The 23,379-nt window shown below is 57.1% G+C and carries 19 protein-coding genes and 1 pseudogene; 8 read left to right on the top strand and 12 right to left on the bottom strand.

From position 1 onward, the window contains the following. Positions 1–135: 135 nt before the first annotated feature. From FEAC_RS05170 to FEAC_RS05150, 5 genes are all read right to left on the bottom strand, one after another. On the bottom strand, positions 136–1,020 hold the full coding sequence (locus FEAC_RS05170) for a hydroxymethylglutaryl-CoA lyase (RefSeq protein WP_035388867.1): 885 nt from the start codon (positions 1,018–1,020) through the stop codon (positions 136–138). 307 nt (positions 1,021–1,327) lie between these two features. Next, on the bottom strand, positions 1,328–2,095 hold the full coding sequence (locus FEAC_RS05165; protein ID WP_035388868.1) for an amidohydrolase family protein: 768 nt from the start codon (positions 2,093–2,095) through the stop codon (positions 1,328–1,330). 12 nt (positions 2,096–2,107) lie between these two features. Beyond that, positions 2,108–3,313, bottom strand: a complete 1,206-nt coding sequence (locus tag FEAC_RS05160) for a CaiB/BaiF CoA transferase family protein (RefSeq protein WP_201773851.1) — start codon at positions 3,311–3,313, stop codon at positions 2,108–2,110. A 43-nt stretch (positions 3,314–3,356) separates the two neighbouring features. Next, the gene (locus FEAC_RS05155; RefSeq protein ID WP_052565667.1) at positions 3,357–4,118 is read right to left on the bottom strand and encodes an IclR family transcriptional regulator; all 762 of its coding nucleotides are present in this window, start codon (positions 4,116–4,118) and stop codon (positions 3,357–3,359) included. A gap of 242 nt (positions 4,119–4,360) precedes the next feature. Beyond that, positions 4,361–4,759: a hypothetical protein gene (locus tag FEAC_RS05150; protein WP_152623094.1), complete on the bottom strand. Its 399-nt coding sequence runs from the start codon at positions 4,757–4,759 to the stop codon at positions 4,361–4,363. 25 nt (positions 4,760–4,784) lie between these two features. Between FEAC_RS05150 and FEAC_RS14585 the strand changes: the two are divergent. The 6 genes and pseudogenes from FEAC_RS14585 to fdhA all read left to right on the top strand — a co-directional run. Continuing rightward, a pseudogene (locus tag FEAC_RS14585) lies at positions 4,785–5,061 on the top strand (transposase); the annotation flags it as partial. Positions 5,062–5,950: 889 nt separating this feature from the next. Next, on the top strand, positions 5,951–7,183 hold the full coding sequence (locus FEAC_RS05135; protein ID WP_201773850.1) for an iron-containing alcohol dehydrogenase: 1,233 nt from the start codon (positions 5,951–5,953) through the stop codon (positions 7,181–7,183). Further along, complete coding sequence (locus tag FEAC_RS05130) at positions 7,167–8,564, top strand: sensor histidine kinase (protein ID WP_035388871.1); 1,398 nt, start codon at positions 7,167–7,169, stop codon at positions 8,562–8,564. Before FEAC_RS05135 ends, FEAC_RS05130 begins: the two co-directional genes overlap by 17 nt. Continuing rightward, positions 8,558–9,217: a response regulator gene (locus FEAC_RS05125; RefSeq protein WP_035388872.1), complete on the top strand. Its 660-nt coding sequence runs from the start codon at positions 8,558–8,560 to the stop codon at positions 9,215–9,217. The genes FEAC_RS05130 and FEAC_RS05125 overlap by 7 nt, the downstream gene beginning before the upstream one ends. A 403-nt stretch (positions 9,218–9,620) precedes the next feature. Next, complete coding sequence (locus FEAC_RS05120; protein ID WP_201773849.1) at positions 9,621–10,403, top strand: MIP/aquaporin family protein; 783 nt, start codon at positions 9,621–9,623, stop codon at positions 10,401–10,403. A 104-nt stretch (positions 10,404–10,507) separates the two neighbouring features. Then, positions 10,508–11,725 (top strand): formaldehyde dehydrogenase, glutathione-independent, encoded by a 1,218-nt coding sequence (gene fdhA, locus FEAC_RS05115; RefSeq protein WP_035388873.1) that lies wholly within the window; start codon positions 10,508–10,510, stop codon positions 11,723–11,725. Positions 11,726–12,889: 1,164 nt separating this feature from the next. Here the strand turns inward: fdhA and FEAC_RS05105 are convergent. The 4 genes from FEAC_RS05105 to FEAC_RS05090 form a co-directional block, all read right to left on the bottom strand. After that, a complete protein-coding gene (locus FEAC_RS05105; RefSeq protein ID WP_035388875.1) occupies positions 12,890–13,255 on the bottom strand; it encodes a hypothetical protein in 366 nt (121 codons plus the stop codon). 8 nt (positions 13,256–13,263) lie between these two features. Next, entirely contained in the window at positions 13,264–13,557 is a 294-nt protein-coding gene (locus tag FEAC_RS05100) for a type II toxin-antitoxin system Phd/YefM family antitoxin (protein ID WP_035388876.1), read from the bottom strand. 784 nt (positions 13,558–14,341) lie between these two features. Next, complete coding sequence (locus FEAC_RS15105) at positions 14,342–16,603, bottom strand: hypothetical protein (RefSeq protein WP_160290334.1); 2,262 nt, start codon at positions 16,601–16,603, stop codon at positions 14,342–14,344. Between the two features lie 334 nt (positions 16,604–16,937). After that, positions 16,938–17,561: a hypothetical protein gene (locus FEAC_RS05090; RefSeq protein WP_035388877.1), complete on the bottom strand. Its 624-nt coding sequence runs from the start codon at positions 17,559–17,561 to the stop codon at positions 16,938–16,940. Positions 17,562–18,482: 921 nt separating this feature from the next. Between FEAC_RS05090 and FEAC_RS05085 the strand changes: the two genes are divergently transcribed. Next, complete coding sequence (locus FEAC_RS05085; RefSeq protein ID WP_035388878.1) at positions 18,483–18,716, top strand: hypothetical protein; 234 nt, start codon at positions 18,483–18,485, stop codon at positions 18,714–18,716. Then, positions 18,709–19,170: a nuclear transport factor 2 family protein gene (locus FEAC_RS05080; protein ID WP_035388879.1), complete on the top strand. Its 462-nt coding sequence runs from the start codon at positions 18,709–18,711 to the stop codon at positions 19,168–19,170. The genes FEAC_RS05085 and FEAC_RS05080 overlap by 8 nt, the downstream gene beginning before the upstream one ends. A 1,172-nt stretch (positions 19,171–20,342) precedes the next feature. Here the strand turns inward: FEAC_RS05080 and FEAC_RS05070 are convergent. From FEAC_RS05070 to FEAC_RS05060, 3 genes are read right to left on the bottom strand one after another with little or no spacing between them, the layout of a single operon-like run. Then, positions 20,343–21,533: a vWA domain-containing protein gene (locus FEAC_RS05070; protein WP_052565661.1), complete on the bottom strand. Its 1,191-nt coding sequence runs from the start codon at positions 21,531–21,533 to the stop codon at positions 20,343–20,345. Positions 21,534–21,579: 46 nt separating this feature from the next. Next, positions 21,580–22,467: an AAA family ATPase gene (locus FEAC_RS05065; RefSeq protein WP_201773848.1), complete on the bottom strand. Its 888-nt coding sequence runs from the start codon at positions 22,465–22,467 to the stop codon at positions 21,580–21,582. Continuing rightward, positions 22,464–23,375 (bottom strand): XdhC family protein, encoded by a 912-nt coding sequence (locus tag FEAC_RS05060; RefSeq protein WP_035388880.1) that lies wholly within the window; start codon positions 23,373–23,375, stop codon positions 22,464–22,466. Before FEAC_RS05060 ends, FEAC_RS05065 begins: the two co-directional genes overlap by 4 nt. Positions 23,376–23,379: the final 4 nt, after the last annotated feature.

Below are 23,379 nucleotides of genomic sequence, written 5' to 3'. Positions count from 1 at the left end.
AACACTTAGACTTAACCGACTCACGAGATGGACTACATTTGGCAAATAAACGCCTTAGCCGAGTGGCATTGCGCTTGATGACCATTGCCCCTTACCTATTGAATCAACATTCGTGGTTATTGACGCAGTTTCAATTCATGAGGCCTCCTTTTCTGGTGCAGGAAGACGCTTTGCGATGACGCTAAGAAGCTGTCGGCGAAGGGAGGCTAGCCCATCGAGATCAACGCCTGTATCTATTCCCTGAGCCTCGAAGAACGCCACAAGCCTTTCCGTATCTATGTTCCCAGCTGCCCCCGGGGCATAGGGGCATCCACCGAGACCGCCGAGTGCAGATTCGAAGTGGCGGACATCCCATTCATAGGCCATCGCGACGTTGGCGAGTGCCCATCCCTGTCGGTCATGGAGATGCAACCCCAACGGTATAGCGGCATCTGTCACCTCCCGCACCACTCGGATCCGCTCCTTTACCATCCTCGGCGTGGCGGTGCCTAGGGTATCTGCGAGATTCAACGTCTCTATACCCATCTGTTGATAAGCTTCCGCCATCTCCGCCACCTGGGCTACAGGAACCGAGCCTTCAAATGGGCACTCAAAGGCGGTGCTTATGGCTCCGTGTACACGGAGTCCCTGCGAATGCGCGTAGTGCGCCGCCTCAGCCAGTATCGCTATCGTCTCTGTTCTCGAACGATTGAGATTGGCCTGATTATGACTCTCGCTTGCCGAGGCGACCAACATTACAGCTGGAACACCCGCGGCGACGGCGCGTTCGACACCCCTGATATTAGGCGCCAACGCCACTAGGTACTGAGACAGTTGCGCCACGCGCGGGACGAGCAGGTCGCCATCGGGAAGCATGGGGATTCGGAGCGGATGCATAAACGAAGTTACTTCTATGTGTGTAAAGCCTGACGATACCAAGCCTTCGACCAAGGCGACCTTATCCTCTATCGGGACAAAACCAGTCGCATCCTGCAACCCGTCGCGTGGCGTCACATCTGTAATTACAAGAGCTTCCGTCATTGGCTACCTCCCTCTATGTTGCTTACCAACTCAGACGACCCCCCTTAGATCACAACTACCGGATTCCACCTACGCGCCCTCTATCAATTTGGCATGCGAATCTCCCAATGCCACCGAATCGCAGCGTAGTTGCAGTACCGCAGCGACTCTCGTAGCCATTTCAAGCCCGATAAACCGGAGTGCTTTGCGACGCTTGACCGACAGATCTTGTACCAGTCAAGACCCACAGTTTCAGCCTTTGAACAGGAAACAGCGGGGCAAAAAGCCGGAGCCTGTTTGAGAGTATGTCGCGTGATGTCGATGCTCATCATGTCTGCCAGCAAATCTCGGCCCGTACCCGTTGGAATGCTGACCGGAAAATGTGGGTGGATCTGTGACCGACATCCGACACGATTCCGCGAAAGACAGCATCAGCGATAGCCGAATCAGAGTAGTCGTTGACCAGAATTGGCCCCAAGAGGCCATGAAAGACGCGGGTAAGGACATCTCTCGGCTGCAGCGCGGCGACAATCGACGCCAACAGGAGGAAGGTGTCGGTGAAGTGCACCATGAGTCGCACTCCAAGACTGTCCGCGGCACAAACACCGCCGGCTAGGAGCGCCCGGTCGTCGCGGCGGCCGTACTGACCAGGCCGGATCTTAATGCCGAGAACGTCTCCTCCCGAGGGTTGGCACACCTGATGGATTTGCTCCCCTGCCTCCGGTATCATGCCTTGGTGGCGAGGAGGGATCGGATGGGCTATCAGCCCCTGAGGCAACAGTGAGATGCATTGCTTACGGGGAAAGTTCATCACTGTTGTGCTCACCGTAGAGATGTAGTCGCATCCGAGTGTACCTATATCGGCAGCCCCAGAGACACCAAAACATATTAGATCGCTGGGATGAAGGCCGAGATTGCGTTCACCATCGGATGCCAGATGTGTGTTGAAGTCGACGAAACCTGGCCATAGTAGGCAATCTGGATCTAGGTGAAGCTCTCGTTCTCCCAGGTCGTCGCCCTCAATGTAAGAACTCTCGTTCCTATACGGCTCTCCGTGAAGGTAAGAGAGTTCCGCTGTGATATACCACTTTCCCATTGCACAAACCCGTTACCTGACCGCGCCAACGGCGCGGAGGTGATCGATAACATCCGGAGGGTACTCGAGAACCTCGCTCAGCACTGCGTTGGTGTGTTGTCCAACCCTTCCGCCCGCCCACCGAACCTGGCCTGGAGTATTCGTCAACCTTGGTACAACATTGAGCATTCCAACCCTTTCACCGTCCTCAATCGACACGTATTGGATCATGTCACGATCCTGGATTTGGGGGTCTTCTGCGATCTGCTCGGCATCCATAACAGGACCAGCGGGTACTCCGAACTCGGCTAACAGATTAACTAGGGTATGAAGCTCGTGCTGTTGCGTCCACTTGGCGATATCTGCGTCCAACTTTTCAACCTGTTCGACACGGCCCTCATTGGTTGAAAGCCGAGCATCGGCTTTCAGGTCTGGTCGGCCCATGGCCTCTGCCAACTTCCCAAAAGTACCGAGAGTGTTCGCTCCGATGGCGATCCACCTCTCGTCGGCAGTTGGGTATATGTTAGATGGGGCCGCGCGGAGGAGCTGGTTTCCAGTGCGTTCTTGGACGAGTCCCGCATTGAGGTACTCCGGCAACAACCCCTCAGTGATGCTGAGTACCGCCTCGGTCAGAGCCACATCTACGAAGTCCCCGTGACCTTCGGGATCTTGATTGCGGCGATGCAGCGCGGTTAGAATGCCGATGACCGCCTGAAGTGCGGCTAACTCATCGCCAACAGAGACCCCCGTTCGCAGGGGAGGGCGATCAGGAAAACCGGTTATATATCTGATGCCGCCCATCGACTCGGCAATATTTCCAAATCCGGCCCGGTCCCGATACGGTCCCGATTGGCCGAATCCTGAGATACTCGCGTAGATGATGGAAGGGTTCTCGGCGACCACTTGATCATAACCGAGATGCCATGCCTCAAGTCGTCCTGGAAGTAGGTTTTCGATGAGTATATCACAGCGCTTAGCTAACTCTCGGGCTACTCCTCGTCCTTCAACCGTCTTAAGGTCGATGCTGATCAGACGTTTATTTCTCGCCTGGGTATACCACCACCAGGAATCGGCGTCAGGAGCACCCTCTCCCCAGTGACGCAGGGGATCGCCATCTGGCGGCTCCACCTTGATCACCTTAGCGCCGAAGTCGGCTAAAATGCGCCCGGCTGACGGAGCAGCCACCAGTTGACCAAACTCTAGGACCATAAGCCCTTCCAGAGCCATGGCTTCCTTCACCGTTGCCTCCGTCTGTCTGTGTAGGTGCTGTTCAGAGCACCGATCATTGATCTACCTCAATCTGGGCACTGATTAGTGCCGCCTCATGTTTTAAAGCCTCTGCAGCAGTTACGATGCGATCCTCGGAAAACCGCAGTCGCGGTCCAGAGAGAGACAGTGCCGCTATTACCCTCATGTCTGGTCCGAACACAGGAACGCTTACTGAAGCAAGAACGGGATCACGCTCTCCAATGGTCGCAGTCCAGCCTTGTCGACGTATCTCTGTCCAGTCTGGAATTGGTTGAACGATAGCTACTCCAGATAGCCGATGCGAGTTCTCGATCAAGGCTTCGCGCTCCTCATCCTCGAGCCAAGTCAAGAGGATCCGGCCCGCAGATCCCACGTGTATTGGGACGGAGTCTCCTACGTTTATGTTGTGTCTCACCGCCTCGGTACCCTTGCGCCGTGCGATACAGATTCGGGTTGCTCCACTGGGGACGAAGACGCTGGTAGTCTCTCCGAATGTCTTTACCAGTCGGTCCAAGACCGGACCGCTCGCGCTACGAAGGCCCCCTACCTGTAGAGCTCTCTGGGACCAGCGGATTAGACGCGGGCCAGGCTCGTGTGTTGGCGTAAGCATCTCTTGGGCGACCAAAGTCTGGATGATGCGGTGGACCGTGGTTCGCGGCATACCCAGTCGGCTGCCCAACTCCGCGGATGTCAGTGTCGGCTGGCTTGCTAGCACGTCCAAGAGCTGCGCCATCTTCGCGAGCACAGCAATCTCGGACCCTGGCTGCCTTGTCCGCAATGTGGGTGCCGCGTCCATATTGTGCACACGGGGAAGTCTAACGCTTTGTTGGATGAAAGTCAAGGAGATACGTAAAATTGGCCGCCGTGGCCGCTGCGGCGGATTGCCCCGAGCATCGAGCAGCTACAGAACCTCAGTCATGTAGAAGGCTTGACCGATCCTTTGGGTCGGTCCTAGCCGAGCCACGTGGGAAGTGGTCACTGAATTTTTCGACAACCAGCGACTTCAGCAAGATCACTATCGACCAACTGTTCACACTCTTATCGCCGAGAGTCGACTTTGGCCTTATCGCGGGGCCGGCGAACCCGCGTTGGATCTACGAAGAGTTGGTAATAGCTAGCCACTCCCATGATTGCCCGAGAGGGCCGGATAGTCGTTTGCGTGTGGCTGATGACTTCTGCCCTCAAGTTATCTGGCAACAGGGTGGCCACCACACCCCCAAAGAAGGTGAGGGCCCGTACGATCCCATTGACAAAGCACTCCTCGGATTGAGCCCGCTCAGCCTTGGCATAGTTGTAGCCAAAGTAGGCAAGAGTAGCGACAAGGATGGCTGCCATGAAGGCTACCGCTTTGGTGACTGGATCATAGATGGGTACGCTCATGCCCGCGTAGTCGAGGTAACACACCTCGCCTTGAGCCAACCCGGATTTGGTGCACACCTTCTTTAGCGATAAGGATGGCATCATGGCAAAGAGATGGGATAAGGAGACAAAGGAGAAGGCGGTTCGACTGGTAATCGATCACCGGAGCGACTACTCTTCGGAATGGGCAGCGATCACCACGGTCCCAGCTCTCCTCGGGATGAGCGCCGAGACGCGCCGTAAGTGGGTGCGTCAAAGTCGGGTCGATACCGACCAAGAGAGGGCGTCGCACTGAGCAGGCCGCTTGGATCCGCGAACTCAAGCGAAGGAACGCCGAGCTCGAACAGACGGTCACCATTCTGAGAGCAGCGACGACTTTCTTTGCATGGGAGAGTGACCCGCGATCTGCATATCCATCGTATGGCGACAGGGGGTGGAGTGGTGAACCCTATGAGATCCACCTCTCATGTGGGAGGACAGACCATAATAGACACGGGAAGCGTGTTTTGAAGTGAAAACCGATCCGACTTCAGAAGCGACCAGTTATGGTGGGCGCTAGACTCATGCCGGGCAATCTTGCTGCTGGAGAGCATCAGGTGTTGTCCAGTCCGGATGTAGTTGAGAGCCTTGCTGCGATCTACTTGGCTACCAATTCGTGTCACAGAAAATGTCACGGAATCCTGAATGTTCCCGACAACTGCTGAACACAATACCAGCTCAGAGCTGCACTGATGCAAACTCATGACCTTTATTTAAGAGCTCTAGAGCCAACTTGCCGCCAGTATCCGCGAGGCACTCTGATGCACGTAAGATTCGTGATGCCTCTGATTACCACTTCGGCTCCGAAGAACCTTCGGCTGGCCACCCGGATTTGGGTGATGCGGAAGCCACTCACGCCGTTGCCACGTCCGTCTACTGGGCCACCATCAAGGGAGCTATCCGTACCTTTGCTGAACGCCTATAGCAACTACAACGAAGGTCTCGCCCAGGCCAAAATTTTGTATCCTGAAGCATCCACTTCGTCCGTCGGGCCAACGATCTTGCCTTCGTCTCCGGCGACTGTGCCACCATCGGGAAAGGTGCCAACAAGCGCGGCGCCTCTTATACCCAAGAAAACTTAGCCGCATTCTTTGCTGAGGCCCTCGGGGATCGACGCCAGCTCGTCGCCGACTGCAACCGCGATGTCTTTTATACCGAAGTCATCTGATAACGCTTGACCAATCTGATCTGCTATCATCAGTTCTTACCGGGACGCGAAAAGGGGAAGTCGTGGCACGAACGATTGCAGTGATGCCAGGTCAAAAGGATATCGACGAACTGCTAACGGGTAAGAAGATAACGACATATCCGAGACATCGCATGCTCAAATACTTGGTGCCTGAGATTATCTTCGGTGTCGGATCGCTTGCCGAGGTTGGGGATGCGCTACGGCGTACTGGGGCGACACATCCCCTACTGGTGACTGACCCGGGCGTCTGCGCTGCCGGATGGGTAGAACGCGCTCTCGTACACATCGGCGAATCCGGCGTCGAGGCCACCGTATGGGACGGGGTGAGCTCAAATACGAAGGATACCGATGTCGCTCGCGGTCTGGAACGTTTCCGCGAAACCGCCTGCGACTCCGTTGTCGCCATCGGCGGCGGCAGTCCTATCGACGCCGCAAAGGCAATTGCAGTACTTAGCACCAACGAGGGCGGTATTCTTGACTACGAGGGCGTGGATCGAATCACATCTCCGGTTCCACCGATGGTAATGGTGCCAACAACCGGAGGAACAGGCGCAGATGTTTCACAGTTCTGTGTCGTAACCGATACCACTCGACGACTGAAGGTAACCATAGGCGGCCGGGTCCTTGTCCCCGACATCTCTATCACAGACCCGTATCTACTGACCACGATGCCTCAGGACATCAGCGCGTACACAGCCATTGACGCCCTTGCCCACGCGATAGAGGCCTATGTGTCGAAAGGAGCCAACTTTTTGGGGGATGCTCATGCCCTCTCGGCAGTCCAGAGCATCTCCAAGCACCTGTTTGTGTCGCTTGAGAACCCTAACGATCTTGCCGCTCGAGAGGGAGTCGCCCGTGCGAGCTTGCAGGCGGGCCTCGCCTTTTCCAATGCCCTCTTAGGTGCCACACACGCCATCTCTCACCAAATCGGAGGTTTTCTAGATCTGCATCACGGAATGTTGAATGCAATACTGCTACCACACGTTATTAGGTTTAATGGCGCGACTCACCCGTACCGTTATTTGGATATAGCCGAAGCACTTGGCATCACGGCGGACCTATCCAATCCACGGTGTACTGTCGAACTTCTTGCCGACCGGGTGCAGCATATAGCGGCTGAGGTAGGGATACCAAGCAACCTCAGCTCGATCGGAGTGAGGAGAGAACATATACCAAGGTTCGCCGAAAACGCACTCCACGATGCCTACATAACCACCAATCCGCGAGCACTGACGGCTGAGGATGTCTGTGAGATCTGTGTCGCAGCGCTCTGAGTCACCTACTAATGATCAGTTGCCAGGCCCTCCCGACCGAGAGGGTGACGAGTGGCTTGAGCACCTCACCGGAGTGCACTCAAGCAAGTCGAACTTTTATGCGGCATGGCGACGCACCGAAGCTGACTTAGAGCGTTCAATCACCGCACTTCGGGAGATTTCTACCGCATTCTGCGCTACCGCCGAAGGCGCCCGCGATCTTGATGGAGCGGTCCTGCTCGCTGCTTCACGCCACTTTGATGCCAATTTTGTTGCGATAATTCCTGGTGCACCTCACGGAGACAGTACACCGTTTGAGACCATAGCACTAGTCGAAGGCATCGAAGTCATCGGGGACGACCCCTTGCCACCACTTGCTGACCGCCTCGCCTCGGCTGCCGTACGCTCACGCACCCCCGTGCAGCTAACCGAGAACTCCAAACGAGTCGCCCTGATCCAGGATGCAATAACCAGCCTGCTCTGTGTTGGCCTTGCCGTGCCCCTCTTGGCTGAGGATACCGAGCTGGGAGTCTTAGTCGTCCTACTCCGACGACCATCTCTCGTCGACCGGGCCGACATCGCTATCCTGCAGATCTTAGCGCAGCAGATCGTAGTATCGGTACGCAATGTCGCATTCTATCGTGAGAGCGAGTTTCTTCGCAAAGAGGCAGCCCGCGAGAGGAAGGATGCCAGCGAAAAGTCTAAGCAGCTCCAAACGACTCGTCTTGAACTTCTGCAAGAACGACAGCACCACCTTATCGCATCCGAACGCACTCGAATCGCTACCGAACTTCACGATAGCGTCGTTCAGCACTTGATAAGTATCGGGATGAATCTCGAATGGTGTCGACGCACAGTGGACCCAAAAGGAGCTCTTTTCGAACGGCTCACATCTACTCACGAACTCAGTCGCAGCGCACTTGCACGAGTACGGACCACCATTTTTGAACTCTCGTGTATGACGGGAGAAAACGGTGGCCTGTTCGCCGCCCTCCAAAACCTGGCTCAGATGCTTCAGTCTCAGATCCAGCTAACGGTACGTCAACACGGGGCACTCGCACTACTACTACCGACCGAGGAACATACCGCATTTCACTTCGTTCAAGAGGCGATCTTCAACGCAATGCGCCACGGCAACGCGAAACACATTTGGGTGTCCCTTTGGGCATCCACGCGGACGCTGCGCATCTCTGTAGCAGATGACAGCAGTTCTGACCTCGCCACGCTTCAGGAACTTCTGCTAAACAGCGACCATATATCAAGTGGAATCAGCGGCATGCGCCAACGGGTAGCCGAACTTGGCGGCCATCTCGAAGTAGCTCCAAGGCACGGAGGCGGTATTCGCCTGACCCTCGTGGCGTCAGTTCGAAGGCACACATCCGAGGAGCCACCGCTATGTTAGCCCCCCTCGACCCCATACGAGTCGTCATGATCGATGACCATGCCATCGTTCGTCACGGACTACAGGCGGTACTGGAACTCGAACCGGACATCATGGTGGCCGGACAGGCGAGCAATCCTACAGAGGCCCTTGCGGTCGTGGCAGATGTCAATCCCGACATCGTCCTCTTGGATCTTAAGCTCGGAGCCTCAAAACCGGATGAGGGGTTCAAGGTCTGTCGTGAGATAGTGGCGGCTAACTCCACAGCCCGCGTCATCATCTTCACCGCATTCCTTAATCGGCAATTGCTTCTTGAAGCGATCAAGCTCGGTGCCAGCGGATATGTTCAGAAAGAAGTAGACGCTGAGGATCTTCTCAAGATTGTGCGGGCGGTCCATGCAGGTGAAGTGGGCTTCGACAACCAAGCAGTCAGTTTGCTAGTAGGGTCTGTCGGCTCTGGAGCAGAAGACGGCACGGCATCCCTGTCAGAACGAGAGACTGAGATCGTGCGCCTAGTCGCACAAGGCCTCACAAATGTCGAAATCGCCAAACAATGCTTCCTCAGCGAGAGCACAGTGAAGTATCACCTTCGACGGATTAACCACAACCTTGGGGTCACCCACCGTGCGGAAATGGTCTTTGTCGCGACCAGGTTAGGGCTCATTTCGGACTGAGGGCTCATTTCGGACTGAAAGGGTTGCTGTTAGTGATTGCCTACTGAGCACACTTGCAGAGATCAGAGCCTAATGATACCAGTTAATTGACCGAGATGGAACGTCTAAGTAAGACCGAAACGTTGGAGTCAACCAAGTCTAGGCAGTGTCTCAGTGTCTCCTCGGGGATGCCAGGTGTCTTGACACTTGGTTGCTCAAGCCTCCACAGTCCATAGGAGCTGCGTAGCTTTTCTTCGGTATCTATTGGCTAGTGAATGACTAACCAATAGGTACCGAGAACTGGCCATTCTCCTCTCTAAACATCCGTGCCTCAAGCGTAGAGTTGTCTTTGCCGCTCAAACGACTGAGTCGAGAGCAAAGACAGTCCGCGACCGATCAACGGCATCTAATGAATGGGGGGCGTGTGGAAGAGGAACGATGGTCATTACCTCAGAAGGCCGCAGCTGAGGCGCTGGGGATCTTCTTCCTGGTCTTCGTTGGAGCGGGAACTGCAGCCGTGACGCTTATCCTTGGGCACAAAGCGCCTACGTTTGGCAACCCTAACGATATCGGTATCGGTGCACTCGGCGGTATGGGTGATTGGCTAGCCATCGGATTGGCTTTTGCTTTTGCGATCATGACAATGATATACGTGTTTGGCCACGTGAGCGGGGCACACATCAATCCGGCAGTAACATTCGCGCTGCTCCTACGTCGGCATATCTCCCTCCGTGAAGCAGTGGCATATTGGGTAGCTCAGCTGATCGGCGGTACCCTCGGAGCCTTCGCTATCGCCCTAGTCTACGGCCACCAAGCATGGGCGATCGGTGGGCTCGGTGCGCCAGGCCCATTTCCAGGCGTGCCACTGTGGCGCGCCGGTGTAGCGGAGATGATTGGCACGTTCGCATTGGTGCTCGGCGTCTATGGATTAGCTATCAATAAAAAGGCACCCACCGGGTGGGCCGGCCTGATCATCGCGCTCAACATTGCCGGACTCATCATTCTGCTCGGCAATGTCTCCGGTGCGGGCATCAACCCCGCACGAACCGCTGGACCTATGATTGCTGACGCAGCCCTCGGTCTGGCGTTCCATTGGAACGTATTGCTCGTCTATATCGTCGCTCAGCTGGTTGGTGCTGCCGCCGTCGCTGGCATATATCCGTGGATTGCCATCAAAGCGCGCGGAGTCTCGTCAGAGGCGAGTTAAAGAAGTCGGGCAGTGAGGAGCCTTGCTTGCTACCCGTGCTGTGATCACCGTTGTGAGACGGGATCGGAATTCTATCAAGGCAACTACGACTAGGAGGAAATAACATGGCAGGCAATAAGGCAGTAGCTTATATAGCTCCGGGCAAAGTAGAGATCCAGACGATCGACTATCCGAAGTTGGAACTACAGGATGGCCCTGGGGTTAATCCTGTAAACGTCGGCCGCAAGTGTCCTCACGGGGTCATATTGAAGGTAGTGTCTACCAACATTTGCGGAAGCGACCAGCACATGGTTCGTGGGCGCACGACGGCTCCCCCAAACTTGGTGCTCGGACACGAGATCACTGGTGAGGTAGTCGAGGCCGGACCTGATGTAGAGTTCATCAAGGTAGGTGACCTCGTCTCCGTTCCGTTCAACATCGCATGTGGAAGGTGCCGTAACTGTAAAGAACGCAAGACTGGAATCTGCGAAAATGTGAACCCTGATCGACCCGGATCTGCTTATGGTTATGTAGATATGGGAGGCTGGGTCGGTGGTCAGGCCGAGTATGTCATGGTACCCTATGCCGATTTCAACCTGCTCAGATTTCCGGACAAGGCTCAAGCTATGGAGAAGATCCTCGATCTGACGATGTTGTCCGATATCTTCCCAACCGGTTATCACGGAGCCGTACAGGCCGGTGTCGGCACTGGCTCGGTTGTCTATATCGCTGGCGCCGGACCAGTTGGACTCGCCTCGGCGCATGCGTCGCAATTGCTCGGGGCGGCTGTCGTGATCGTCGGAGATATGAACCCTGACCGTCTTGCCCAGGCTAGGAGCTTTGGTTGTGAAACTGTAGATCTTCGGAACGACGTGCCACTCTCGGACATGATAGCTGAGCTAGTTGGTGAACCGGAGGTCGATGCGGCAGTAGACTGCGTGGGCTTCGAAGCCAAGGGGCACGGCGCCGGAGCAGGTGAAGCCCCGGCTACCGTCCTAAATGACATCATGACGGTAGCGCGAGCAGGAGCATCGCTCGGTATCCCAGGACTTTACGTAACTGGTGATCCAGGCGGCATCGACGAAGAGGCGAAGATCGGTTCGCTCAAGGTACGACTTGGATTGGGTTGGGCGAAATCGCACTCCTTCACTACCGGGCAGTGCCCAGTGATGAGCTACAATCGCGAACTCATGATGGCTATCCTGCACGACAAATGCCAAATTGCAAAGGCAGTGAATGCAACCGTACTTCCCCTTGATAAAGCCCCTGAAGGCTACAGCGACTTTGACAAGGGGGTAGCCAAGAAGTTCGTCCTCGATCCCCACGGTCTACTGCGGTCGTAATACAACCCATAGTTACCTGAGCGATAGGGGCTGAGATCCTTCGGGACTCCAGCCCCTACTACGTCCCCTCGCTGGACTACCTCCCACTTTCGCAGGCCGCTTGTCGCCTACCTCATTCATATGATCGAGCGAGAGCGCAAACATCGTCCATTGAGGGTGGGGATGAACGATCATCCTTATTTGTCGTACTCTCAGTCTGCAAACGACCTATGAGCATACGCGAGCGCTTGCACCTGGAGTGGTGAACCCTATGAGATCCACCTCTCATGTGAGAGGACAGACCATAATAGACACGGGAAGCGTGTTTTGAAGTGAAAACCGATCCGACTTCAGAAGCGACCAGTTATGGTGGGCGCTAGACTTATGCCGGGCAATCTTGCTGCTGGAGACCAAGAGGTGTTGTCCACTCCGGATGCGGGTGAGAGCTTTGCTACGCCTGACATGGCTACCAATTTGTGTCACAGAAAATGTCACGGAATCTTGAACAACCATGAGTGTTCCCGACAACTGCTGAACACAATACCTGCTCTGAGCTGCGCTGATGCAAACTCATGACCTTTATTTAAGGGCTCAAGGGCCAACTTCGGATCAGAAGGTTGGGAGTTCGAATCTCTCCGAGCGCGCTTATTATCCCAGCTCAGAGGCCATATTACTCCAATGACTCCGAGAGTTGATTTCTAAAAATGTCACGAATTAAAGTGTGACACTCTCCACGAGAGCACAAGGGGATTCATTCCCAACTCAAATAGAAGATCAGAAAACTAGGAAAGAGAAGACTCGTCGACATTTGAGTATCTATCGCAGATTGGCGGCCGAACAAATCGATACGCTACAAGCGGCAGAGGCAAGCAGAGTGGTGTGTCCCATTTGGTGAGGAACTCCAGCGCCAACCTGTGCATGTTCGTTCACAAGGAGCCCGACAAAGTGCTCGATGAGCTCGGGTGTCCCAGGATGGGTGCGGTTGAGCTCTACTCGCACGTGTCGTAACCCGAACGCCGCAGAAGCCCCTGAATAGGATGTCCTGCGGCCAATTGAGACAATACCCAGCGCAGCGCTAGTTTATGGTAGGCAGCTGTTGCCAGCAACGGACCGACACCTCGCGGTTAGGTACCCACCACTGATAGGCATGTTGTGCCGCGCAACGGTGGGCTCGCTACGACTAGATCAGAACTCGTCGGCTGTGGAACTCTCATTGCTAGTTTGCAGACGCTCTAGCGCAAGTCGGTAGATAGCGTGTTCGTCACGGACTCCAATAGCGAGTACACCACGGGTCTCGTTGTCGATGTCGCCGTAGACGAGCCTGAAGCGACGGGTAGGGCTGCCGGGGACGTCGAACTTAACGCTGGCGTAGCCGGTCAAGTCGCCGGTGACATACCGGGATCCAAGGAGCTTGCCGGTTACCCTTGCATACGCGAGATCATCGAGCACTTTGCGAGCGGCGATCACCGCCTGCGGTCCGTAGCCAGCAAGCATGGCAAGATCGTCTGCTATTGCTGGGTGGGCAAGAACCCGATAGCGAGCTGGTTGCACCCGTTGCTTCAAGCCGGCGCTTGCCCAGAAGCCTTCTCTATCGCACGGGTAACTGCGGCATCGAGTTCTTCTTCGCTGAGCCACTCGCCACGATCGCTAAGGCGGCGTCTTGCTATACCAAGGTCCAACTCGTCCTCGGCATGGGCGAGCAGCTTCTCCCATGTTGCGATGGGGACAAGCACTGCCTGGACCCGGCGATGCGACCCGAAGAATACCGGTTCGGAGTCACCGGCGTCGAAGCGCTTGGTGATCTGTCCGAGAGCTGCTCTGACCTCACTAGTAGGGACTACCATCTCTGCCATGGCTGTATTATAACATGAACTTGTACAAATTTCAGACTGAGCATTCCTGCCATAACAGTAATCTCACGGCCACCACTGGCCAGGGCGATCCCTTGAGGCTGCTCCCAGTTTGCGAGACCAAGGCCTTGAGATCCTCGCCGATCATGTGCGCAACCACCTTGGACGCGAGATCTCGGTTCGCAAGGAGCGGTCACGACAATGCGGGAGTGGACCAGTGTAAGGACGCAGACTGGTCAGGGGCGAAATCCTTCGGCGGGCTAGGGGGGCTGAGATGGATAGCATGACGGAGGTCGCCCCACAAAGGAAGTGGAGCACACTCAAGGGACCGTCCACCCGCATGAGCCAGTGCGTTGGTAGGATCCGCCAGGCACAACAGCGATTTGCGGCCCACACGTCGTAGATGTCATCCACGCCAAGATGGGGATGCCCAAACAAGTGTGCTGGCCGCGCACCTGTTTCGAAGACGTCGTCATCGTCGATGAGGTCCACGTCGAATCTCTGAGCCACACCGCCTATTGGATACCAACCAACTACAGCAGGTCTGCCAAGCGACGCGGTGCCAGCTCAAAGTGACGCGCCACTCCATAGATGCCCTCAACACGCCGCTGCCGTTCTAGCGTCGAAGTTTGGAACTTCTTGTGCTTTCGTGGCGTTTGGGCGAGGGGTAGTCGGCGGCGCCTTCCAGCCGGGCGCGAGACGCCGAGTAGGCCGGGTGGTATTCGGTTGGCTAGCGGTTACTTCGGTGTAGCGCGCCGTTTGATGTTGGTCGGGGTGTCCGGGCGGTTCAGTTGGTGAAGGAGTCTTGGCTGGTGCCGGTGCTGTAGCCGCTGTAGGTGGCGGTGGCGACGGCGCAGTAAGTTCCCTGGCTCTTGGTCGTGAAGGTGAAGGTCACCTGCCCGTTGCTCCCGGTGGTTCCGCTGCCCGAACTGACGAGAGTGCCTGTCGAGCAGGACCCCGAGAAGACGTCGAGCGCCACGTTGGCCCCGCTGAGGGGAGCCAACGTCGTGGCATCGGCGGCCGTCACGGTGACGGGAGTGCGGTAATTGGGGCCCTTGCGGACCGTCAACCCGTTGGTGACGGTGACGGTCATGGCGGCGAGGGAGCTGACGGTGACCGACGCCGAACCGCTGACGCCGTTCTGTGTGGCGGTGACGGCGCCAGCGCCTGAGGTCGAGCCGGCGGTGAAGGTCGTTGAACTGCCGCTCGACGGGCTGACAGCGCCACCGGAGACGGTGGTGGTCCAGGACGGGTCGACGACGACCGGGTTGCCGTAGGAGTCCGCCCCTGTGGCGGTGAAGGTCTGGGTGGCGCCTTCAGCCACGGTGGCCGATGATGGGCTCACCGTGATCGAGGCGAGAGGGCCGGGGTCGACGGTCACCGAGAGGTTGCCTGTCGTCCAACCGGGGGCCGAGGCAGTCACGGTCGAGGTGCCGGCGACCGTGTCCTCGTAATAGAAGGTCCCTGTAGCCGTGGCGCCTCCTGCCACAGTTAGCGAGAGGGTGTGGTTGAACCCACCGGTCGAGGAGGTGGAGAAGCTGCCGCCAGAGGAGCTGGTGGCAAGGTTGACGGTGACCCCGCCGGAGGGCGCAGGTGCGGACAGGTTGACCTTCAGTGACCCTGTCGGTTGGCCGGCGGTGGCCGTCTCGGAGGAGGGGCTGAAGCTGAGCGAGCCGGCGGTGGCAGCCGAGAAGGCGCCGATTCCGTCGGGGACGCCGACGCCGACTGGGCCGGCATATCCGCTGGACAGCCGTCCGGTGCCGGCCTGGCACAGGTAAGTGCCGCAGCTGCCATCGCTGCCGGAGGTCACCGCCACCACGCCGGTCCCCTGGTAGAGGCCTGCGGGGGAGGGCTGCTCGACGCCCGCTCCTGCGGCGAGGCCGTACATGGCGCCGATGATCTGCGTAGATGCGCTGGTGCCTCCGAAGACCATCCAACCGGGCTCGCTGTAGGTGTCGTAGACAGCGACCCCGGTGTTGGGATCCGCGACTGCGGACACGTCTCCTACCTGGCGGCTAGCGCACACGCTGGACACGTCGAATGCGGACGTGTCCTGCCAGCTGGGCATGGTCTCGTAGGCGGAGCAGCCCGCGCCCGCCCCGGACCAGACGGTCTGGGGGTTCCACGCAAGGGTGGCGCCGGTGCCGGTGTAGGTGAGACTGGTGCCGCCGACTGCGGTCAGGTTGGGGGCGGCGGCGGGGAACTCCACGCCGTAGCCGCTGTCACCGGTAGCGGCCGTTACCGCCGTCGCGCCGCCCGACGATGAGGGGGAGTATGAGTAGTTGGCGTTGTAGGAGGTTTCGGAGCTGAACTCGCTGCCGCCGTAGCTGTTGGTCACTGCGGCAGGGTGGAGGCTCTTAGCGTAGGCGACTGCAGCGTTGAGGTTGGAGAAGCTACTCGACGACGCTTCGACGAGCGTGATGTTGCAGTTCGGGCATATAGCCGAGATCATGTCGAGATCCAGCGAGATCTCCTCCCCCCAGCCGGTGTTACCCTTCGGGTAGCTGGTGCCGCCGGACTGGTTCACCTTTTTGAACGTCACGCAGCCGGGCGAGGTCGTGCTGCTGCACAGTGGCGGTATCTTGGTGCCGGTCAGGTTGGTTCTCGGGTCTGTGGCAGCGTTCATCGTCGAGCGGTAGGCTGCGAGGTCCGTGGCGGCGTAGGGGTCGTTGTAGGCGTCGACGACAGCGATAGTGGCCCCGCCGGGTTTGGTCATGGAGCTGAGAGCGCCGGCCAGGTTGTAGGCGCTTTGCAGGTCGGCGGGATAGTAGCCGGAGGGCGCTGTCGTTGTAGATCCGCTGCCGGGCTTTTTGGAAGGGGCCGCTGCGTTCGGGCCGGGATGCCAGTTCTGCGAGGGGTTCAGTAATTCGATGGCCCCGCAGCGGGCGTGGCCCGCAGCAGGCGTACCGCACGCGGGTGCATGGTCTCCCGGCGTTGCCGCGGAACTCGATGCCGCCGTCAAGGAGCCTTGGCCCCCAGACGCGATCCCGGCCACGAGGGCCACCGAAGCCACTGTGGCTTTCAGCCATCCAGATATCCTGGTTCCCATTGTGGCGGGACCCCCCTTCGCTAACCCCTTGGCGACACGACAGTTTACCATGATGACGGGCGGGCGTCAATGGCGTAGACCGCTACCGGCGTTTACTACCGGCTCACGCGCATTGGCATCGCCGCGAAGAGACTCGCCCCCGGTTGTTTCGACTGGGCCTGTCGGTTGGACTGCAGGGCTGGCGGTCCCTTCGTCGCTCCGATCACGACACTAATTAGGCCGAAACTGTCCTCCGGCGGCGAGCTTCGCTGCTATCTCGGCGTCGTCTTTAAGGCCGTCGCCGGCCGCTACGGTCAGGAACCGGGGTCGTGGCGGCCCCGTCCGACGTACCGTTCTACACCACGAAATTGCTCACCCCGTTGAGGGTGTTACCAGCGAAGGCGACCCAGCTCCCGCTCTCCGCTGGCGTCGGAGTAGAGCCTTTCCCAGCGACCTTGTTCCAAGCGGAAGTGTAGGAGTAAAAACTGCGGAGAGCGACACCCGCTTGCATCGCGTAGCTGAGAGCGTCGATGGCGAAGTCGTTGACGGAAGTGTTGGTGGACCAGCTGTTGCCCGTCTCGACGTAAGCCCACCACATCGTCGGTGTAACCGCCGGGGGTTTGGTTTTGGCGTAGAGGGCTTCGGAACAGCCTATCTCCCACGCCCTTTGGGCAGTGGAGAGGGCGTGCACACCCTTGATTCCATTGAAGACGGTGTAGGGGTCGCCAATGCCGTCGTTCGCGCAGGCGGAGTTGATGTTGCGGCCGTAGCCATCGGTGTAGCCAGTGTTGAAGTACAACGCAACGTTGGTTATGTTTGAGTCGCCGGTAGCTGCAGCCACCTCGGTGCCGGCGCAGCTGTTAGACGTGAAAGGCCGTCCACAGCCAACACCGACGATCGCGAACGCGTAGTTCTCACCGCTAGGAGGGGCCGGGATGCGCCCAGATTCTGGGCCAACAACCGAGAAGAAGACCGGCACGGTACTGCTCGGCCGCCTGTCGTGTAGCTGCTCATCGACAACGAAGGAGAGGACCGGTCACAGCAGAGGTGCACTTCGGTTCCGCTAGTACAAGAAATCGAAGCGAGGACCGGTCGTGGATGGTCAAGCTACGTCGCGACAACGACGAACTGATCGTTGTCATCGGTCAGACCAGAGATGGTGCACAGCGTCTCGCTAGCCGGCTCAACGATTTTATCAACTGAGGATACAACCATCCAAGAGGAGTAGAGCTCCGATCTTTGGGGTGCACATAAATCAATCGAAAGGAGCCAATTCTCGACCCATCAGATATACACTTCAAACAGTCCTTCTCGCACCCTCTAGGGGGTGGCAAACTTCAGCGAGAATGGGTGGCAAGTTTCAGCGAGAACAGGTGGCAGATTTCGCAGGAATACGCAGTCTATGAGACTATCTATTCATGAGCCCGAAGGGTAATAATAGAGAATTGAATCGGAGCCATACTGGTCGGCTTAACTCTGTAGAAAGTAAGTATCTACTCGAGTGCGATAGCGAACGTCCAGCCGCAAAAGACGTTAAGAATGGAGGTGTTGCTACGAGGTGCAACTTTAGCGCCTAAGCAGCCGGCGCCAAGCAGCTCCCTCAAATAATCGGCTCGCTACCTCCAACGTTCATCCTCCCCTACCTCCCTCCCTTCAGTGACAACCCAGAGGCTTCGGCAGGAACCGATACACGAGACGCAGACTCCAAACCAGGTCATCCCACAGCCTGACCCCACCAGAGATATCGCTTTTGGTAAGCTAGCCAATGGCGTAGCTCACACAATCAGGTGAACGGCAGCGGAAGCCTACTACCAGCGTTGTCGAGGAGTTCGGAGTGAGGCGTCGTCCAAGTGCTTAAGGACATCAGAATGAATTCGTTGCGACCTCCAACTCTCTCGCCATGCCTACGATGTTCGGAATTCCAGATGTCCAGATACTCGATACTGATCACATCATCAATACGTTGAAGGCTGCTGTACGGGACGGGGTGCTTATAACATCTTCGGGCCGTGTCTATACTTCACGTCGCGTCTACGACGAGATGTATCAGATCGATAACTTCAGCAACACCAATAAGTTCGAGAAACTAACTAGTCTATGTTTTGGCTTAGGAGGGGGAGATCAAGATGACTGAGGAGCGGCCGCCGCTACCGCCATTTACCCGCGAGACGGCGTTGCAAAAGGTGCAGAACGCCGAGGACGCATGGAATACCCGCGATCCACAGAAGGTGGCGCTCGCCTATACGGAGGACTCGGTATGGCGTAATCGGGACATTTTTGTCACGGGAAGAGCCGAGATCATAGAGTTCTTAACGTGGAAATGGGAGCGCGAACTGGACTATGCCTTGCGGAAGAACCTGTGGAGCTTCGACGAAAACCGGATTGCCGTCAGATTCCAGTACGAGAGTCACGATTCAAACGGACAGTGGTGGCGCAGCTATGGGAATGAGCTATGGGAGTTCGATGAGCACGGGTTGATGCGCCGTCGTGAGGCGAGCATTAACGACGTTCGGATAGACGAAGCGGAGCGGCGTATCTTCGGCTCCCGCCCCAAGGAAGAGTACGGTCAGGAGTACCCACTGAGGTGAGGCGCGTTGCCGGTCAGGCTCGAGGTCTCTGATGCGCACAGCCGCCATGGAGAGAGGGTAACGCAACTGTTCTATTGTCTGCCTTAATCCATTAACGAGTGAACTGGTGCTGGATGGAGCCGTCAGCACTGTACTGCCTTCTTATAGGATGTCTGACAACCACCTGTATCCGAAGCAATTGGACCTCCAAAAGACCTTGGGGGATGCACGCGTACCAAGTGTGTTGGCTCTGATCTTCTCGCCACTGACAATCACCCAGACATCACCGAAGTCCACCTAGGCGGTTCTGCCGGCTACGTGTACCTGGGGTATCATCGCGGTGGCTGCTGGCTCGATTATCTCAGCTTCTAAGTTCGCGCATCATCACCCGCACCGCAGACACCGAGACATCGGTGCCACACTCATCGATGAGTCGTTGCCAGATCCTCGAAACGGCGTGTCACTGCTTCTTTGGAACCTTTAGGTCCTCCGTTAACTACACACGTATCCTCGACTCGTAGGGTCTAAGTTTTGGACGCAGATGCATCTTGATAGTCGGCTTGCGTTCTGGAGAGGATAACCAAGGCAAGTGCCCGGCATACCTCTCGCCGATGTCAATATCCCCTACTTTTATGGAGACTCCCAACCTTGAGATGAAGTAGTTAGGAGAAGTAAAGAGGTACTCGCCGGAGGTAAGATAGAGAGCCATTCGCATTGTGGTCGATCGCCGAGGCGAGTACCCATCGCAATGGGCAGCAATTGTGTCGATAGCATCAAGGCTTTCCATGACCCCAGAGACACTTCGGCACTGGGTCGACAGGGCAGACGCAAGATCGACACGCGAGCTCGTGCTTGGATCACAACAGATGCAAAACCTCGGATGCGTGAGCTCGAACTTGAGAACGAAGAGCTCAAACGAGCCAATGAGATTCTGAAGGCGGCCTCGATTTTTGCGCCACCTTGTTGGACGGTGGCATCAGAAAGACACGCCGTGAACAGTCGCCTTCATCGATGACAATAGATGTAGGTGGGTAGGCCAACTGATCTGTAGAGTGCTGCAGTTCGCTCTCTCAACCTACTACGCAGCCAAAGCGAGGAGTTCTTCAGCTCGTGCCCCACACGATAAGGGGCTCCACGCTTGTGTGTTAACGACAGGCGGGTCTACCAGTCCCGACTCGTGAAAGCCATTGCACCTACCCAACAGCCGACCCTATCGCGTCCAATACCTCTTCTAAGGCCGCTAGTGAGTGTCCGCTCACAAACGTGTCCACATACGGCAGGGCTTCCGCCATTCCCTGTACCAGCGGAGCATACATCGGAGCAGCCTTCCTAGGGTTAACCCATATCACTCTGAAGGCAAGCAAATGAAGTCTGGCCATCTCCCGGGCGACCACTCCCGGAGCTCCACAATCCCAGCCGTCCGAGAGTATCACGACGATGGCTCCCCGCGAAAACCCTCTACGTCCATAGTCGTTGTTGAACGTCGCGAGAGCGTCACCGATCCGAGTGCCTCCCGACCAATCGGGAGCACTCCGTCCCGCTCGGTCAAGAGCAACGGCCGGAATTACTCCTTTGAAGACCTTTGTAAGGCGGGTGAGGCGGGTGGCAAAGACAAATGCCTCTGCACTCGTTCCATGGACTCCACCAAGCAGCAACTGGAGATACACACGGGCATAAGGCTCCATCGATCCCGAGATATCACACAGCAACACCAAGCGCCGCGAGCGAGTTCGATGGCGACGATGTACTAAATGAACTGGCTCCCCACCGGTCCGTCTCGCATGACGCAGAGTCGCACGTATGTCGATCCGCCCACCACGAATGGATCGTACGAGGCGACGGCTCCGTCGCTGTGGTGTTGCAAACGCAAAGCGGGTCGTAAGCCGACGTAGATCAGCGAGTTCAAGCTCGGAGAAGGTCGCGAAATCCTTGTTGCGCAACCGCTCTTCCACGCTCAGAGTAGCTGCAAGGCTAGCCTCCTGAGAAGACTCCTCATCACGTCCCTCTCCAACGTCCCCTAACCATGACGGGTAGTGCGCCTGAGGCTGGCTTAGCTGCGACACCGCCTCCCGCCCTCGTGGGAGCAACCTTCCAGGTGCTCCGGTTGGCGCAGGGGGCTGATCTCCGCGAAAATCGGCCGGATCAACTATTCCAGCAAAAATCTGGGCAAAGACACGATCATATATCTCTAGGTGCGACTGTTGGGAAACCAAGGTCACCCGTCCCAACCAGTACAACTCTGTCAGTCCAATAGGTGGTACCAGACCTATCGCAGCTGCGAACCGGCCGGATCGATCGGCCGCAACCGGCACACCAGCCGCCTGTAACTTCGATCCAAATCTCGCAACAACACTCGCAAGATCAACCTGCAGATCTCCAACCACGCCTCAGGTGCCATCAATCTGGTTCATGACGCTGCGATAACTCCCATCAAGCGCTCGTCAGCCATCCAAACCCCTTGTCTGTCACTACGTCGAGGTCCTCACGATACTTAAGAACCGAACCCACAGTCATCGACGCCGCATCATCATCGAGCGCCGAGTAACCAAGCAAATTCAATGCAAGTACCCAGTTAATCGCCTCGGCAACACCTGGCGGCTTTTGGATATCCAACGATCGTAGACGACGAATGGCCCTCGCTACCTGACTCGCCAGTGACTCAGTCGCAGCAGGCACACGTCGGCGTATGATTGCGATCGCCTGGTCAAGGCCGGGATAGTCGATCCAATGATAAAGGCATCGTCGCTTGAGTGCATCATGCAGATCGCGCGTACGGTTCGACGTAAGTACGACAACTGGTGGGAACTGCGCACGCACAGTTCCAAGCTCTGGAATGGTCACGCTCGCCTCCGCCAACAACTCAAACAGAAACGCCTCGAACTCGTCATCGGCTCGATCCACCTCGTCGATCAACAGCACAGCGGGTAGAGGACCCGGATGATCTACCGCTTGAAGCAACGGGCGGCTAATGAGATACTCTCGGGTGAATACGTGATCGTCCTCGATCCGGTTAGGGCCAGCCTCGGCAGCACGGATCGCGAGCAGTTGCCGCGGGAAGTTCCACTCATAGAGCGCCTCTGCCGCATCGATCCCTTCATAGCACTGCAACCGTATGAGAGGAGTGTGCAGTACCTCGGCCAACGCCTTGGCAGCCTCTGTTTTGCCAACTCCAGCCTCTCCCTCCAACAACAGGGGTTGTGGCAGCCTCGCTGCACAGAATAGCGCAGTAGCGATACCGACATCCGCAAGGTAACCAACATGCTCCAAAGCAACCTGGAGCTCCGACGGCGAGGGCGCCAGATCTTTCAGCGACGTCAATGATTTCCTCTCGCACCTGCAAACGCCGTCGGGTCGGCGAGGAATGCTCTCTGACATCCATTCCCACAGAACCACACCAGTCGCCCGTTCTGATCGGGATCGGGGTGCACCGAATGTAGCGACGCCTCCGACACCACCACCTCCATGCCGCAGACAGGATCGATCTCGGTAGTAAGGGCCCGAGTTCCCTCGTAGCAACCAACGACTCCACTAGGACGCTCCGCAACGATCTCCGCCAGAATCGACAGAGCGATCTCTCCTGCCGTATAAGCGCCGATGGGTAGCCCCGCCGGGGTTCTCACCTTAGCCTTGAGTGCTTCATCGATGGCAAGTCGAGCCACCACATCAGCCCCTCTTTTCTTGCTGGCTACGAGCCCAACATAAGGCACACCCTCAACAAGTGCATCCACAAGTGCCTCATCCTCGTTCTTTCCGTGCGATGCTACTACAAGAGCGTGTGCGTCTTTGGCGATCGTCCCGGAGTAGGTCGCCATCGCGTACCCGACGACGCTGCCCAAGGACACCAAGGATTCGGCGACGGGGGTATTACCAATGACATACACGAGTGGCGGTGGAATCAGAGGCTCGAGGAACACCTCCAACGTCCCTCCCGACAAACACGGGTTATGAACGACCTTCTTGCCAACCACATCATTCTCTACATCGGGGGTGATGCGCAACAGCATCGTCTCGCCTGAGTGAAGGGTCTCAAGAGATTGTTGTCGAACCGTCGCCTCAGCACAATCACCACCGACGAAACCCTCAATAGTACCGTCAGATAAAACGATTGCCTCATCACCCGGTTTGGCCGATGTCGGAGGTTGCGCATACACCACGAGCGCATGAACGAATGGTGTGCGAGACTGGCGCAAAACATCACGACGAGACGACAAATCCTGGCGAATCATCGTT

The sequence above is a fragment of the Ferrimicrobium acidiphilum DSM 19497 genome, from assembly GCF_000949255.1.
Lineage (GTDB): Bacteria > Actinomycetota > Acidimicrobiia > Acidimicrobiales > Acidimicrobiaceae > Ferrimicrobium > Ferrimicrobium acidiphilum.
Note: the sequence above shows the minus strand (reverse complement) of the source record. Positions and strands in the feature narration are given on the sequence as shown.